The sequence below is a fragment of the Algibacter lectus genome, assembly GCF_004368925.1.
In the GTDB taxonomy this organism is placed as follows: domain Bacteria; phylum Bacteroidota; class Bacteroidia; order Flavobacteriales; family Flavobacteriaceae; genus Algibacter; species Algibacter lectus.
This window is the reverse complement of the sequence record NZ_SORL01000012.1, coordinates 118,829-133,630: the sequence shown is the minus strand read 5'-3', so window position 1 is coordinate 133,630 and position 14,802 is coordinate 118,829. Positions and strand designations below refer to the sequence as shown.

General features: G+C 33.6%; 15 protein-coding genes. 8 read left to right on the top strand and 7 right to left on the bottom strand.

Annotated elements, in window-relative coordinates:
- Position 1: 1 nt before the first annotated feature.
- Positions 2–457, bottom strand: coding sequence for a GNAT family N-acetyltransferase (locus DFQ06_RS16825; protein WP_133969025.1), 456 nt, complete (start codon positions 455–457; stop codon positions 2–4).
- Positions 458–635: 178 nt separating this feature from the next.
- Here DFQ06_RS16825 and DFQ06_RS16820 point away from each other — a divergent pair, with 178 nt between their 5' ends.
- Positions 636–1,100, top strand: a complete 465-nt coding sequence (locus DFQ06_RS16820; RefSeq protein ID WP_133969023.1) for a hypothetical protein — start codon at positions 636–638, stop codon at positions 1,098–1,100.
- Between the two features lies 1 nt (position 1,101).
- Positions 1,102–2,535, top strand: coding sequence for a T9SS type A sorting domain-containing protein (locus DFQ06_RS16815; protein ID WP_133969021.1), 1,434 nt, complete (start codon positions 1,102–1,104; stop codon positions 2,533–2,535).
- 8 nt (positions 2,536–2,543) lie between these two features.
- Here the strand turns inward: DFQ06_RS16815 and DFQ06_RS16810 are convergent, their stop codons facing one another.
- The 4 genes from DFQ06_RS16810 to DFQ06_RS16795 form a co-directional block, all read right to left on the bottom strand.
- Positions 2,544–3,101 (bottom strand): hypothetical protein, encoded by a 558-nt coding sequence (locus DFQ06_RS16810; RefSeq protein WP_133969019.1) that lies wholly within the window; start codon positions 3,099–3,101, stop codon positions 2,544–2,546.
- 41 nt (positions 3,102–3,142) lie between these two features.
- A complete protein-coding gene (locus DFQ06_RS16805) occupies positions 3,143–3,664 on the bottom strand; it encodes a DUF4136 domain-containing protein (protein WP_042504322.1) in 522 nt (173 codons plus the stop codon).
- Between the two features lie 166 nt (positions 3,665–3,830).
- Positions 3,831–4,826 (bottom strand): GTPase ObgE, encoded by a 996-nt coding sequence (gene obgE / locus DFQ06_RS16800; protein ID WP_042497003.1) that lies wholly within the window; start codon positions 4,824–4,826, stop codon positions 3,831–3,833.
- Between the two features lie 189 nt (positions 4,827–5,015).
- On the bottom strand, positions 5,016–6,125 hold the full coding sequence (locus tag DFQ06_RS16795; RefSeq protein WP_081958613.1) for an adenylate kinase: 1,110 nt from the start codon (positions 6,123–6,125) through the stop codon (positions 5,016–5,018).
- A gap of 138 nt (positions 6,126–6,263) precedes the next feature.
- Here DFQ06_RS16795 and DFQ06_RS16790 point away from each other — a divergent pair, with 138 nt between their 5' ends.
- The 3 genes from DFQ06_RS16790 to DFQ06_RS16780 all read left to right on the top strand — a co-directional run bounded on the left by DFQ06_RS16790 (position 6,264) and on the right by DFQ06_RS16780 (position 10,129).
- Positions 6,264–7,418 (top strand): 5-(carboxyamino)imidazole ribonucleotide synthase, encoded by a 1,155-nt coding sequence (locus DFQ06_RS16790; protein WP_133969017.1) that lies wholly within the window; start codon positions 6,264–6,266, stop codon positions 7,416–7,418.
- A 31-nt stretch (positions 7,419–7,449) separates the two neighbouring features.
- Positions 7,450–7,932, top strand: coding sequence for a 5-(carboxyamino)imidazole ribonucleotide mutase (gene purE / locus DFQ06_RS16785; RefSeq protein ID WP_042497002.1), 483 nt, complete (start codon positions 7,450–7,452; stop codon positions 7,930–7,932).
- A 160-nt stretch (positions 7,933–8,092) separates the two neighbouring features.
- Positions 8,093–10,129 carry a M3 family metallopeptidase gene (locus DFQ06_RS16780; RefSeq protein WP_133969015.1) on the top strand — a complete coding sequence of 679 codons (2,037 nt, stop codon included), beginning with the start codon at positions 8,093–8,095 and terminating at the stop codon, positions 10,127–10,129.
- Positions 10,130–10,264: 135 nt separating this feature from the next.
- On the opposite strand, the gene DFQ06_RS16775 is transcribed toward DFQ06_RS16780, so the two are convergent.
- Positions 10,265–10,702 (bottom strand): exosortase F system-associated membrane protein, encoded by a 438-nt coding sequence (locus tag DFQ06_RS16775; protein ID WP_133969013.1) that lies wholly within the window; start codon positions 10,700–10,702, stop codon positions 10,265–10,267.
- Positions 10,695–11,246 (bottom strand): exosortase family protein XrtF, encoded by a 552-nt coding sequence (xrtF, locus tag DFQ06_RS16770; protein WP_133969011.1) that lies wholly within the window; start codon positions 11,244–11,246, stop codon positions 10,695–10,697. Before xrtF ends, DFQ06_RS16775 begins: the two co-directional genes overlap by 8 nt.
- A 69-nt stretch (positions 11,247–11,315) precedes the next feature.
- Here xrtF and DFQ06_RS16765 point away from each other — a divergent pair, with 69 nt between their 5' ends.
- The 3 genes from DFQ06_RS16765 (at position 11,316) to DFQ06_RS16755 (ending at position 14,781) form a co-directional block, all read left to right on the top strand.
- Complete coding sequence (locus DFQ06_RS16765; protein WP_074938802.1) at positions 11,316–11,771, top strand: GAF domain-containing protein; 456 nt, start codon at positions 11,316–11,318, stop codon at positions 11,769–11,771.
- A 253-nt stretch (positions 11,772–12,024) separates the two neighbouring features.
- Positions 12,025–13,557, top strand: a complete 1,533-nt coding sequence (purH, locus tag DFQ06_RS16760; RefSeq protein WP_133969009.1) for a bifunctional phosphoribosylaminoimidazolecarboxamide formyltransferase/IMP cyclohydrolase — start codon at positions 12,025–12,027, stop codon at positions 13,555–13,557.
- Positions 13,558–13,752: 195 nt separating this feature from the next.
- The gene (locus tag DFQ06_RS16755) at positions 13,753–14,781 is read left to right on the top strand and encodes a rod shape-determining protein (RefSeq protein WP_042496995.1); all 1,029 of its coding nucleotides are present in this window, start codon (positions 13,753–13,755) and stop codon (positions 14,779–14,781) included.
- The last annotated feature ends 21 nt before the right edge of the window (positions 14,782–14,802 follow it).

Genomic DNA, 14,802 nt, shown 5'->3' with positions numbered 1-14,802 from the left:
TTTATTTTAAATTTTTAGCGAAGCAAATACTATTTTTGGCTTTTACATAATCACCAAAATTAGGAATAATATGATAATTATTTTTCTCGTAAAACCTGATAGCATAAGGTTTCTCTTTTAAAGTTTCAAGAATACATTTTTTAAAACCTAATTCTACACTCCAATCTTCTAAAGCTTCTAAAACCAATTTAGCAACACCTTTTCCTCTAAATTCAACAGGCACAAACATCCGCTTAACCTCAACTCCATCTTCCGAAAAAGCTTTAATTCCCCCGCATCCAGTAGGGGTATTATTTTCATCGTAAGCCACAACAGCATGCTTAATTTCATCAATATTATTAAGTTTTCCGTAAAACTGTTTTTCATCTTTATAGTAAGCACCTAAATCAATATCCAAAGCCTCAACAAGTTTTTGAAAATCTAAATCATTAGAATTTGTTCTTTTTATACTTATCATTCTTTTACGCTTTTTAACGATACAATTGTAGGGTTTGCAACCAAAACTAAGGCATTCATCGTTATATCATGGCTTTAAAAGACAATATTCCGTAACTTTGTTTAAATATTTTATTTCAATTGTGAAAAAGGTTGCCCCAAAACATACTAACTTTTACAAGCCTAAAACTGCATTTTTAATGCTATTCGCTTTGGTGTGCATATCTTGTGCCACAAAAACTAGTCTTGTTCAAAACGCAGAAGTTCCAGAAAGCGACCCAAAGCTTATATTCTTAAATTATCGAGTTTCTCAAAATTCAAAAGGCCAAAAATCTATTGAATTTATAGATAAAAAAATAGTAGACGGTAAACTACGAAACAGCGATTCTAAATATATAAAATACGGATTTCCAGGCGATTTAGTTTGTACACAACTTAGTAAAAATAAAACGCTAATTTCCGAACAAACCATATCTAATCCATTATTAAAAACTATTGAATTCACAACCGACTCTTTTAATTTCAAAAAGCGAAACGTATCTATAAAACAAGCACCGTTAAACCTACGTATTCAGTTAAATACTTCAACTAAATTTATTAGAATTAAAGAAGTAATAGACTCTCTACAAAATACAAAAACGCTTATTACCTCTAATATTGAATAATATGAAAAACGTCTTCTTTTTATTTTTTGTATTAGTAAACTTTCAGTTTACAGGGGCTCAAGTTTTTACTACGGAAATCATCAAAAACTCCGGTGACAACAGTAAGCGTCTCAATTTAGTAATTTTAAGCGAAGGCTACCAAGTTAGTGAGTTTGCTAAATTTAAAACCGATGCTGTTAATTACACAAACAACATGTTTAACGAATCGCCTTTTAAAGAATACTCCAATTACTTCAACGTTCATATCATTTACGTGCCATCAAACGAAAGTGGTGCCGATCATCCTGGAGAAAGTTTTGATCCGGAAGAAACTCCAGATGCATTATTGTCACCAATAACTAGTGCAGATACTTATTTTAATGCAACTTACGATTCTTACGGCGCACACAGAAGGCTTTTTTACGAAGCAGACGGTAATTACGCCAACCAAACTGAAGTAAAAATCAACAGTGTTCTAGCCGATAACTTCCCTACTTACGACCAAGCTTTAATACTAGTAAACTCTGATGAGTACGGAGCTAGCGGAGGTGAATTCCCTATGAGCTATACAGGGTATTGGGGTCCAAAAACTGTACTTCACGAGCTTGGCCACTCTATGTTTAACCTGAAAGACGAATATTATCCAGGTGAATTATTTACAGAAGAAGCCATAAACATGACTAGAGAAAGTGACGAAACTCTTGTGAAATGGAAAAACTGGGTAGGCACAAATAATGTTGGTGTTTATCAATACACTTGCGATACTGGTAATTGTGCCGAATGGTATAAACCGCACCAAAACTGCATTATGGAAAGCATAAACAAGTCGTTTTGCCCGGTGTGCACAGAAGGCATTATTGAAAAAATTCATGATTTACTACCACCCATTAACTCATTTACACCAAATAACGACAACGCAATTAGTAATGCTGCTTTCCCTTTAGAATTTGAGCTAAATTTAATTGAACCTCTACCAAATACTCTAGAAAGTGAATGGACTTTAAACAGTGCATCTTTCGCAACTAATCAAGATTTGGTTAGCATACAAGAAGAAGATTTAACCATAGGTACAAATACCTTAACCGCGGTAATTATAGATAACACCGAACTTTTAAAGGTAGACAACCATGAAACAACGCACGTAAGCACCGTAACCTGGACGATAGAACATTCTACACTAGGCATTGAGTCTATTGAAAGTAGTAACACCACCTTTACCGTATCAATGTATCCTAACCCAGTTTTAGATGTTGTTAATTTGAAATTTGAAAGTGATAACACCGAAAATGTAACCGTAGAGATTATATCGATAGATGGTCGAAAAATTAAATCGGAAACGCTTACCAATTCTACAGTAAACTCTATTAATTTAAGCGCTTTGCCTTCAGGGATTTATTTAACTAATTTTTATGCTAACAAGGTACTTTTAGCAACTAAAAAGCTAATAAGAAAATAAGCTGTTTCTTAAAAATCAATACTATCATTTATCTTAACGCTTAGCTCATTATCATTAGGAACGATAAATTCATCAGAAAAACGTTTGGCAGCATCATAATCTTCAGCCTGAACGCCTACCCAATAATCATCACCAAGCAACTTAAAGAAAAAGCGCTCATCAACATGTTTCTCATAAAACGCTTGTATTTCTGTATGACTATCTTCTTTTAAAGTATTTGTTACCGAATCAGTATAGGCAGTTCGAATAACTTTTTCTTTTAAATAATAAATATATGTAGTGTCTCTATGGAAGAGTAACGCTTTTGGCTCACCACTACCACCATCCCAATTAATGTCTTCTGGTTGTATTCCTAGTTTATACGTAAATCGATGTGTAGTGCCGTAATTATGCCCAGAAAACAGACCTATCGCAGTTGAAAGCGTTGTTATTTTTTCAACTTCCAAACGCTTCCCGTTTGATAACACTTTATGAGTTTTATCAACAATCACTTTATCTTCATAATCACAGCTAACGAATAAGCTAATAATTATAACTAGAATCCCTAATTTGATTATTTCCTTCAATTTAAAAATCATATTTTATATTTGAAACAGGATCTAGACACCTAATTTTTAGGCGGATACTTCTTTAATATTTTAGCAACAATAGCGCTTAAACGTGCTTCACGTTTTTCTGGTGAGCTATTTGGATTAAAACTAGATTCGCTAACCGCTTGCCAGTAAAGTTGCTTGATATTTTCGTCAACAAAATCGACTGTTATTTGCCGTGTAACCTGTGCTTGCCCAAGAGGTAAACCTATAGAAATACCTCCGCCAACATTACCGCCTCCGCCGCCAACTCCTACGCCAACGGTTTGCCTTTGTGCGCCTTGAAATTCGGTGCTTTTTATGTCTATAAAAAAATCTGGCGTATCAGACAATGCAAAACCTTTAGCTTGCAGTTGTTCATCTAGAGCATTTAAAAGTCGCTTAGTATCCAGCTCGCTTAAACCGGTTTTCATGTCGGCATAATAATTATAGCTTTTATACTTGGTAAAATCTGTACCTTTTTCGTAATCGTAGTTTACATAAATAGGAGCACAAGATGCTACTAAAAATAATATAGCGAGAGTTTTAACAAATTTCATAGTCTTATTTTTTATATAAATTTAAACAAAAATTGTTCCGAATATGCATTACTTATTATTCTGAATTAAAAAACCGCCAAGTATTGTTAAAAAACAAGACTTAGCGGCTTAAATAATGTTATAAAAAAAGGACTTTCCATTTTACAGGTTCGTCCAGATTATTTTATTAATTCAACATTTTCCAAAGTACATCCTTTAACTCTGTGATACCTTTTTGGGCTACAGACGAAATAAATAGGTACGGAATTGGCAACTCATTATCCAATTCTACTTTAAGTTCAGCCTGAAGTTCATCATCCAACATATCGCTTTTTGATATAGCGATAATCCGATCTTTATCCAACATTTCTGGATTATAACGACGAAGCTCATCAAGTAAAATATCGTATTGTTTTCTAATATCTTCCGCATCCGCAGGAATCATAAACAACAAAATTGAGTTACGCTCAATATGGCGTAAAAAATAATGCCCTAATCCTTTACCTTCAGCAGCACCTTCAATAATACCAGGTATATCTGCCATTACAAAAGTTTGAAAATCACGATACTTTACAATACCTAAATTTGGTTTTAGGGTTGTAAACTCGTAATCGGCAATTTTTGGTTTTGCAGAAGTTACTACAGATAAAAGTGTTGATTTTCCAGCATTAGGAAAACCTACTAAACCAACATCGGCAAGTACTTTTAACTCTAATGTTATGTACTTCTCTTCCATTGGCAAACCAGGTTGCGCATAACGAGGCGTTTGGTTCGTTGACGACCTAAAGTGCCAGTTTCCTAAACCACCTTTTCCACCTTCGGCAATAATTCTTTCTTCACCATTTTCGGTAATTTCAAGAATGATTTCGTTAGTTTCAGTATCACGAATTACGGTTCCTAATGGTACATCTAAATAAAAATCTTCACCATCGGCACCAAAACTTCTACTCTTCCCACCATTTTCTCCGTGACCAGCACGTAAGTGTTTTTTATACTTTAAATGCAGAAGAGTCCATAAGTTAGCGTTACCACGTAAAATAATGTGACCACCACGGCCTCCATCTCCTCCATCGGGACCACCTTTTGTAATATATTTTTCACGATGTAAATGCGCCGATCCACGGCCACCCTTACCTGAGCTTACATACATTTTTACGTAATCTACAAAATTTCCTTCTGTCATTTTCCAATTTAATATTAATAAGCACAACGCTTAAAATAGCAGTTGTTCCTTTATTTTTTCCGCGTAAGCGAAAAGTTTATTTTGTTAAATATTATTATGTTTTAATTTGCCTTTAACAAAATATAAAAAGCAGCAAACCAAAGTAACAATAGCATAAGGAGTATCTTGATTTACTCTTTAGTATTTTTTTTACAATTTATCAATTGCCGTACTTAAACGTACAGTAATATCTTCGATACTACCTACACCATCAACACCAAAATATTTCTCTTGTGCGTTGTAGTAATCTTTCAAAATAGCTGTTTTATTATAATACTCGGTAATTCTATTTCTTATAATAGACTCATCGGCATCATCAGGTCTTCCGCTTGTTTTTCCTCTTTCTAATAAACGACCAACTAAAATCTCATCGTCAACCTCTAGCGCAATCATTGCATTAATTTGCGAATCTTTAGCTTCCATTAATTTATCTAGAGATTCTGCTTGTGCATTTGTTCTAGGAAAACCGTCGAAAATAAATCCTTTTGCATCGGCATTTTTTTCAACTTCAGCATTTAACATATCAATAGTTACTTGGTCTGGAACCAACTCTCCTTTATCTATAAACGATTTTGCTAACATACCGAGAGCTGTTTCGTTTTTAATATTGAATCGAAAAACATCACCGGTAGAAATGTGTACCAAGTTGTATTTTTCTTTTAAAAAGTTTGCTTGTGTTCCTTTGCCTGCTCCTGGAGGGCCAAATAGCACTAAATTTGTCATGTGTTGTGTTTCTTTTATTTGATATACTTCTGGTAAATTTCTTCCTAAACCATCATAATCTAAGCCGTAGCCTACAATAAATTTATTAGGAATTTCTATACCAACATAATGTAGTTTAAAGTCTTTTTTATAGGCCTCAGGCTTGTAAAATAAAGTAGCAATTTTTAAAGCCTTAACATTCTCGTTTTTAAAAATACGATGTACTTCGGCAAGCGTGTTTCCGGTATCTATAATATCTTCTAAAATCACAACAGTGCGGCCAGACAAATCTTGGGTTAGCCCAATTAAACGTTGAATATCTTCAGTAGACTTCACACCTTCATACGATGCTAATTTGATAAAAGTAACCTCACAAGGTTTTGGATATTTTTTAACAAAATCGCTTACCACCATAAACGAGCCGTTTAATATACCAACAAATACAGGAACTTCATCTCCAATATCGCTCGCAATCTCATCGGCCATTCTTGCTAGTGCATCATCAATTTGTGCAGCAGATATAAATGGTTTAAAATATTTGTCGTGTAACTTTATCACCGTTATTAATTTTTGAAGTTGCAAAGATAATCAATAGATTAACGTTTTAGGCTTTTTTGATTTATGAATTGAAGCCTATTTTAAGATTATAACGTATTTTTGCTTACAATTTAAGATACTTTAGTTAAAAACAAGCAAATGAATTACTTCTCTTCTCATTTTAAACTCGGCATTTTAGGTGGTGGGCAACTCGGTAAAATGCTACTTTACAACACCAGAAAATTCGATATTTACACCTGTGTTTTGGAAGCTAGTAACGAGGCGCCTTGCAAGACAGCCTGCGACGAATTTCACCTTGGTGATTTAATGAATTATGATGCCGTTTACAACTTCGGAAAACAAGTAGATGTTTTAACTATTGAAATTGAAAACGTAAACATCGATGCCCTGGAAGCGCTTGAAAAAGAAGGTGTAAAAGTATATCCATCGGCAAAAACATTACGTATTATCCAGAATAAAGCAACACAGAAATTATTTTATGTAGATCACAACATTCCTACATCACCTTTTACTCGTTTTGCTTTTACTTCAGAAATAAAAGAAGCTCTAAATCATGGTGGCTTAAGCTTGCCTTTTGTTTGGAAATGCGCTCAGTTTGGATACGATGGTACTGGCGTAAAAATTGTTAGAACCGTTGACGATTTAAAAGATTTACCTAATGTAGAATGTATTGCAGAAAAGTTAGTACCCTTTAAAAACGAATTGGCCGTAATTGTTGCAAGAAACGCATCGGGAGAAACAAAAACCTACCCTGTGGTAGAAATGGAATTTCACCCAGAAGCCAACCAAGTAGAGTATGTTATTTGTCCTGCGCGCATAGATGTTGCTGTTGCTAAAAAAGCAGAAGCTGTAGCCTTAAAAGTTTCAGAAGCTATTAACCATGTTGGTTTGTTGGCTGTTGAAATGTTTCAAACCGAAAACGATGATATTTTAATAAATGAAGTCGCTCCAAGACCTCATAATTCAGGACACCAAACGATAGAAGCGAGTTACACTTCTCAATTTGAACAGCATATTCGTGCCGTTTTAAATTTACCTTTAGGTCGCACAGACAATAAAGTAGGTGGTGTTATGGTTAACCTTGTTGGTGCCGAAGGTTTTAGCGGCAATGTAGTTTACGAAAACATAGAAAAAATAATGAATATGGATGGTGTTACACCGCATATTTATGGCAAAAAACAAACACGTCCGTTTAGAAAAATGGGACATGTCACTATTGTAAATGAAGATTTGAATGAAGCGAGACGGATTGCCGAAGAGGTTAAGAAATCCATCCGAGTAATTTCAGAATAAAACATAATTATAAATTTAATTCATATAAAAAATGAATAAAGTAGGAGTCATCATGGGAAGCAAAAGCGACCTGCCAGTAATGCAAGATGCGATAGATATTTTAAAAGGATTTGGTGTTGATGTTGAAGTTGATATTGTATCGGCTCACCGCACACCAGAAAAATTATTCGACTACGGTAAAAATGCACACACCAGAGGTTTTGCAGTAATAATTGCCGGAGCTGGTGGCGCTGCACATTTACCAGGCATGATTGCATCACTATCACCATTACCAGTAATTGGAGTTCCTGTAAAAAGCAGTAATTCTATAGATGGTTGGGATTCTGTATTATCAATATTACAAATGCCAGGTGGTGTTCCTGTTGCAACAGTTGCTTTAAATGGCGCAAAAAATGCAGGAATATTAGCAGCACAAATTTTAGGAGCTAGCGATTTATATGTTCGCGAAAAAATAATAGCTTACAAAGAAGACTTGAAAGTAAAGGTTAACGAATCGGCTAAAGATTTAAGCTAATACTATAAAATGAAAAACCTCGAAATATAAATTTCAAGGTTTTTCTAGCTATTAACAATAATCCTATAAGAGTTAGTCACTCTAAAATTGTTGCAGCAAATTTACAATAATTTACTATGCATACATACTAAATTATAATTTTAACTTATATTTAATTAAAATGATAAAAGCATCTTTAATTACCCCGTTCCAAACCCCATACAACGCAGCGCCTTTTTTAGCTATTGAAAACGACGACTATCTTCCTACTTTTAAGGAAGCCATAAAGCAAGCCAAAGCTGAAATTGATGCGATAGTAAACAACACCGAAGAACCTAGCTTTGAAAACACCATTGTAGCATTAGATTTTTCCGGAGAACAATTAGATAGAATTTCGAGTATATTTTTCAATTTAAATTCTGCTGAAACCAATGAAACTATCCAAAAAATAGCTCAAGAAGTTTCTCCTTTATTATCAGAATTTGGTAATGACATTACATTAAACGAAGACTTATTTAAGCGTGTAAAAGCCGTTTACGATAATAAAAATGAGTTAAATTTAACTACGGAAGAACAAACCTTATTAGATAAAAGATATAAAGGATTTTCTAGAAACGGAGCTAATTTACCCGAAGACAAAAAGGAAAAATTACGCGAAATAGACAAAAAACTGAGTCAGTTAAGTTTAAAATTCGGAGAAAATGTTTTAGCTGAAACCAATAAGTTTGAAATGCTTATTGTAGACGAAAAAGATTTAGCCGGTTTACCAGAAGGCACAATAGAAGCTGCAAAACAATTGGCAGAATCTAAAGAAAAAGAAGGTTGGTTATTCACTCTAGATTACCCAAGTTACATTCCTTTTGTAACCTATGCAGACAATAGAGAGTTACGTAAAAAACTAACTTTAGCGGCAGGCAGCAAAGCCTTTAAGGGTGACGATTTAGACAATCAAGACATTGTATTACAAATTGTAAACCTACGTCACGAACGCGCTAACTTATTAGGTTACAAAACGCATGCGCATTTTGTTCTAGAAGAACGTATGGCGCAAACCCCTGAAAAAGTTTTAGATTTTTCTAATGAGTTGTTAGAAAAAGCAAAACCAGCTGCAAAAAAGGAGTTTGAAAACTTAGAGAAATTTGCAAAAGAATTAGATAACATAGACCAATTAGAAAAATGGGATGGATCTTATTATTCTGAAAAACTGAAACAAAAATTATTCAGTTTAGATGATGAACAGCTAAAACCGTATTTTAAATTAGAAAATGTAATTGATGGCGCTTTTACGGTCGCTAACAAATTATTCGATTTAAGTTTTGAAGAAATTGATACTATTGATAAATATCACGAAGATGTTTTAACGTATAAAGTTACCGATAAAAACGGTGATTTAGTTTCTATATTTTACGCCGATTTCTTCCCAAGATCAGGAAAAAGAAACGGTGCTTGGATGACATCTTACAAACCACAATATGTAATAGATGGCGAAAATAGCCGCCCGCACATTTCTATAGTTTGCAACTTTACAAAACCAACAAAAAGCAAACCATCTTTATTAACCTTTAACGAAGTGACTACCCTATTTCACGAATTTGGACACGCATTGCATGGTATGCTAGCAAACACTACTTACCCTAGCCTATCTGGAACTAGTGTGTTTTGGGATTTTGTAGAATTACCGAGTCAGGTTATGGAAAACTGGTGCTACGAGAAAGAAGCTTTAGAATTGTTTGCTAAACATTATGAAACTGGAGAAGTTATCCCAATGGATTTAGTTGAAAAAATAAAAGATTCGGCTAGTTTTCACCAAGGAATGCAAACATTACGTCAGTTAAGTTTTGGTCTTTTAGATATGAAATGGCACGGACAAGATCCATCAAACATTTCTAATGTTAAAGATTTTGAAACCGAGGCCTTTAAAGACACCAACTTATATCCTAAAACAGAAGAGACTTGCATGAGTACCGCATTTTCTCATATTTTTCAAGGTGGATATTCATCTGGGTATTACAGTTACAAATGGGCTGAAGTTTTAGATGCCGATGCTTTCGAATATTTTCAAGAAGCTGGTGTTTTCAATAAAGAAGTTGCTACCAAATTTAAAGACAACGTACTGTCGCAAGGTGGAACAGAAAACCCAATGGTACTTTACAAACGTTTTAGAGGTCAAGAACCAAAACCTGAAGCTTTATTAAAACGTGCTGGGTTAATAAAATAAATAATACAGATTAAAATAACTTAAGGTGTTTATGAGGTTTTCGAACTAAATAAACACCTTTTTTTGTGTTTAAAATTGAAATACTCCATGTGTTCCTAGAGAAATAAACGAGCCTGTACTGCTTCAGAATAAAATCTACTTTAAATCTTTGGTAAGTTTGTAATAATAAAAAGCAGGCAGTAACAATATTAAAATTACAGGCTGAATTAAAAAGCGTCTCAAATTAAAAAAGAAGTAGTAATCGGTTTGTTTCGGGTTGATAACAAAATACAAATAGCCACAAATTAAAATAATAAAAGCCATAGCGTAAACCAAAGCTGAAAACTTAATAATGCTTCTATCTTTAAAAACCACATAAAGAATCCCTAAGGAAACTAAACCGTTTAGAACATAGCGTAAAACTGTAAAAGCTACTAATTTTAATACTTCTCTACGCGGACTATCAATATACAAATAATCATTATGAAAGAAGGTTAAATATGGATCGTAAAACAATTCATTCTCAAACCATCGAATTAACACCAATACGGTTATCAATATAAAAAGCAGAATATATTTAACCGGTTTAGACATTTTTTTGGTTTAATTTAGAAAAACGATTCACCCAAAAAATCCAAAGTAAAAATACAGCACCATAAATAATAGCTGGAAATACTACGGCATGTAAAAACTCCGATTGTTCTGGGTATTTATAAAGCCAAATCGATAATATTACAATGCGCAAAACATTAACCACATAGATGATTACACTCCCTGAAAGCAGATACAAAAGTGTAGCTTTCAATCTTCCTGAAAATGCAACAATAAAAGAGATAAATAGAATTAACACGCTTAATCCGTTACACCCTTCAATAACTCTAGCTACATAGGTATTACCTATCATTACCTTTAAAGAAGGCTCTTCTAGATGTGGCACCATTTTGGTAGCATAGCCAAATGTGTTTAGCAAATCTTTACTTTGCTCACCAACCAAATGCGTGAAATAATCTGGATAAAATTCAGAACCATCAGAAAATTGTAAATAAAATTTATAAATTACAGAAAGTGATAAGTACACCAACAAAAATGTAAGTATAAACTTTATTACCGACCTGTATTTTATAAAGAGTGTTTTCAAATTAAAATGCTATAAACAAAGTACCGAAATTACATCTTTTTAAATACTTTTGCCAAAACTTTTCAAATTATGATTTTAGAAACTCTAAAACCCCAAGTATCAGCAATTATTTCTAACCAAGACCTAGATAAAAACGAGCGTCTATTAAAAATATGCGAACTACTCGATAAAAACATAACATATTATAACTGGGTCGGTTTCTATTTTAGAAACGGCGAAAAAGAAGAACTACTTTTGGGTCCTTATGTTGGTGCGCCAACAGACCATACTGTAATTCCTTTTGGAAAAGGTATTTGCGGACAAGTAGCCGTTAGCAACGAAAACTTTGTTGTGCCAGACGTCGCTGCTCAAGATAATTATATTGCTTGTAGCATTACTGTTAAAGCCGAAATAGTAGTTCCTATTTTTGTTAATGGCGAAAACATTGGCCAAATAGATATCGACTCTAATACGCCAGATCCTTTTACAGAATTAGACGAACGTTTTCTGGAGTTTGTTTGCGCGCAAGTTGCAACTATACTTTAGTAAAATTCTCTATTAAAAAATTAAAATATAGCAAGTTTATTTAAGTTGTTAGCACGTGGTGTTTGCGTTTTGCATTCCACTTGTTAACAACTTCTGTTTTTAGTTAAAAACTGAAGCGTCTTTTTTATTATTTCACAACCCATTTTTTAAACTAAATAAGTACTTTTGCAAATATTTTAAATTTTCAGCGTAAAAGACTGAAAAACAACAAAATTTCACATAAAAAAGCACTCTTAAACACAACACAACACCAATGAGCAACGAAAAAACCATTAAATCGGCACTAATTTCAGTATTTAGTAAAGACGGATTAGAACCAATTGTAAGAAAGTTAAACGAACAAGGCGTAACCATTTATTCTACCGGTGGTACTGAAAAATTTATTAACGATTTAGGTATAGACGTTGTTCCTGTAGAAGATGTTACATCTTACCCTTCTATTCTTGGTGGTCGTGTAAAAACATTACACCCAAAAGTTTTTGGTGGTATTTTAAACAGACAAAACCATGATGGTGATGTTGCTGAATTAGCCGAATATAATATCCCACAACTTGATGTTGTAATTGTTGATTTATATCCTTTTGAAAAAACAGTAGCTTCTGGAGCAAGTACTCAAGATATTATTGAAAAAATTGATATTGGAGGGATTTCTTTAATTCGTGCTGCTGCTAAAAATTATTCAGATGTTATCTGTGTATCTTCAGTTGATGATTATGCTGAATTTTTAGAACTTATTTCAGAAAATAACGGAAGCATTTCAGAAGAAAACAGAAAACGTTTTGCGGGAAAAGCATTCAACGTATCTTCTCATTACGATACTGCTATTTTTAACTACTTCAACCAAAACAATGAAGAAACAGTTTTAAAAATAAGCGAGACTAACGGTAAAACGTTACGTTACGGTGAAAACCCACACCAAAAAGGATTTTTCTTCGGAAACTTCGATGAGTTATTCACTAAACTTCATGGAAAAGAATTAAGTTACAATAACCTTTTAGATGTTGATGCCGCTGTTAATTTAATGAATGAATTTAAAAATGACGCACCAACATTTGCTGTATTAAAACACAATAATGCTTGTGGTTTAGCACAGCGTGATACGCTTCACCAAGCTTATATAGATGCTTTAGCTGGAGACCCTGTTTCTGCCTTTGGTGGTGTTTTAATTAGTAATAAAGAAATTGATTTAGCTACAGCTGAAGAAATACACAAATTATTCTGTGAAGTTGTTATCGCACCTTCTTTTTCTGCGGAAGCGCTAGAAACTCTTAAAGGTAAAAAGAACAGAATTTTATTAGAAATACATGATATTGAAATGCCACAAACAAACGTTAGAAGTTGTTTAAACGGCGTTTTAGTTCAAGATAGAAATAACATTACAGATCAGGCTGAAGATTTAAAAACAGTAACAACTTTAGCACCAACAAGCGAACAAGTGGACGATTTAATTTTTGCTTCTAAAATTTGTAAGCATACCAAATCTAACACTATTGTTTTAACAAAAAACAAAACGTTATTAGCCAGTGGAACAGGACAAACTAGTCGTGTTGATGCTTTAGAGCAAGCCATACACAAAGCACAAACTTTTAAATTCGATTTAAACGGTTCTGCTATGGCGAGTGATGCATTTTTCCCTTTCCCTGATTGTGTAGAAATAGCAAAAAACGCTGGTATTAGTTCTGTAATTCAGCCAGGTGGTTCTATAAAAGATCAATTAAGTATTGATTATTGTAACGGCAACAATGTAGCCATGGTTATGACAGGAACACGCCATTTTAAACACTAAATTTTATAGACGGTTTAAACTTTCATTTCTTCCGGAAACGCAAGTTTAAACCGTCCATAAACAAATAAATTACGTATAACTTACGAATACATTTGGTAAACAGAATTTTGGGCCTCGTAAAACTCAGAATATTTAGTAACTTTTAGTACTTTTACGGGATTCGTATTTTAAACCATAATTAATTATTAATAGCACATGGGATTTTTTGACTTCCTTACCGAAGATATAGCCATAGATTTAGGTACCGCAAACACGCTTATTATTCATAATGATAAGGTTGTTGTAGATGCTCCATCTATCGTGGCAAGAGATAGAATTTCTGGTAAAATTATTGCCGTAGGGCAAGAAGCCAGTTTAATGCAAGGTAAAACCCATGAAAATATTAAAACCATCCGTCCGTTAAAAGATGGTGTTATTGCAGATTTTGATGCTTCGGAACAAATGATTAGTATGTTTATTAAAAATATACCAGCATTAAAAAAGAAGTTCTTCACACCTGCTTTACGTATGGTAATTTGTATTCCTTCTGGAATTACAGAAGTAGAAATGCGAGCAGTAAAAGAAAGTGCAGAACGTGTTAATGGTAAAGAAGTTTACTTAATTCACGAGCCTATGGCTGCTGCAATTGGTATTGGCGTAGATATTATGCAACCTAAAGGAAACATGGTTGTAGATATAGGTGGTGGTACAACAGAAATTGCTGTTATTGCTCTTGGTGGTATTGTTTGCGACAAATCGGTTAAAATTGCAGGTGATGTATTTACAAACGATATTGTTTATTACATGCGTACGCAACACAATTTATATGTGGGTGAACGTACTGCTGAAAAAATAAAAATTCAAATTGGTGCTGCTACCGAAGATTTAGAATTACCTCCAGAGGATATGAGCGTTCAAGGACGTGATTTATTAACAGGAAAACCTAAGCAAGTATCAATTTCATATAGAGAAATAGCTAAGGCTTTAGATAAATCTATTTTACGTATTGAAGATGCCGTTATGGAAACCTTATCTCAAACGCCTCCAGAATTAGCTGCAGATATTTACAACACCGGTATTTATTTAGCTGGTGGTGGCTCTATGTTACGTGGTTTGGATAAGCGTTTATCTTTAAAAACAGATTTACCGGTTTACATTGCCGAAGATCCGTTGCGTGCTGTAGTACGTGGTACAGGTATCACTCTTAAAAACTTACCTAAATACAAAAGTGTATTGATAAAATAAAAGCATAAAATAGGTCTATAA

Bases quoted from the DNA above. Each gene is read 5' to 3' on its own strand.
- DFQ06_RS16825 (WP_133969025.1), bottom strand. From the start codon at position 457: ATGATAAGTATAAAAAGAACAAATTCTAATGATTTAGATTTTCAAAAA.
- DFQ06_RS16820 (WP_133969023.1), top strand. From the start codon at position 636: ATGCTATTCGCTTTGGTGTGCATATCTTGTGCCACAAAAACTAGTCTT.
- DFQ06_RS16815 (WP_133969021.1), top strand. From the start codon at position 1,102: ATGAAAAACGTCTTCTTTTTATTTTTTGTATTAGTAAACTTTCAGTTT.
- DFQ06_RS16805 (WP_042504322.1), bottom strand. From the start codon at position 3,664: ATGAAATTTGTTAAAACTCTCGCTATATTATTTTTAGTAGCATCTTGT.
- obgE (WP_042497003.1), bottom strand. From the start codon at position 4,826: ATGACAGAAGGAAATTTTGTAGATTACGTAAAAATGTATGTAAGCTCA.
- DFQ06_RS16790 (WP_133969017.1), top strand. From the start codon at position 6,264: ATGAATTACTTCTCTTCTCATTTTAAACTCGGCATTTTAGGTGGTGGG.
- purE (WP_042497002.1), top strand. From the start codon at position 7,450: ATGAATAAAGTAGGAGTCATCATGGGAAGCAAAAGCGACCTGCCAGTA.
- DFQ06_RS16780 (WP_133969015.1), top strand. From the start codon at position 8,093: ATGATAAAAGCATCTTTAATTACCCCGTTCCAAACCCCATACAACGCA.
- DFQ06_RS16775 (WP_133969013.1), bottom strand. From the start codon at position 10,702: ATGTCTAAACCGGTTAAATATATTCTGCTTTTTATATTGATAACCGTA.
- DFQ06_RS16765 (WP_074938802.1), top strand. From the start codon at position 11,316: ATGATTTTAGAAACTCTAAAACCCCAAGTATCAGCAATTATTTCTAAC.
- purH (WP_133969009.1), top strand. From the start codon at position 12,025: ATGAGCAACGAAAAAACCATTAAATCGGCACTAATTTCAGTATTTAGT.
- DFQ06_RS16755 (WP_042496995.1), top strand. From the start codon at position 13,753: ATGGGATTTTTTGACTTCCTTACCGAAGATATAGCCATAGATTTAGGT.